Annotated in this window: 1 protein-coding gene; it reads left to right on the top strand. The window is 36.5% G+C overall.

The window, feature by feature from the left end; translation table 11 throughout:
• Nucleotides 1-288 (top strand): IS66 family transposase (locus N784_RS15855; protein WP_036836584.1); only part of this gene is annotated, 288 nt, incomplete at both ends.

The raw sequence follows: 288 nt of genomic DNA, 5'->3' as shown, positions 1-288 counted from the left end.
TACTGCGCAAGAAGGTTTAAATTTTTGTGATCAACTTTATAAAGTTGAGCGTCAATTGAAAGAATTGGATGCCGTTGACCGTTATCACAAAAGAAATGAATTAAGCCTTCCTATCTTAGATGAATTTTCTAAATGGTTAAAAGTACAAACACCAAAGGTGTTACCAAAAAGTGCATTAGGTAAAGCCATTAAATATTGTAAGTCGCAGTGGCCTAAACTGGAAGCCTTTCTTTTGGATGGGCGATTAGAGTTGGATAATAATCGTGCGGAGAGAGCAATTAAGCCCTT

The sequence above is a fragment of the Pontibacillus litoralis JSM 072002 genome (assembly GCF_000775615.1).
GTDB lineage: Bacteria > Bacillota > Bacilli > Bacillales > BH030062 > Pontibacillus > Pontibacillus litoralis.
The sequence above is the reverse complement of the archived record's forward strand: the minus strand, read 5'-3'. Positions and strand labels throughout refer to the sequence as shown.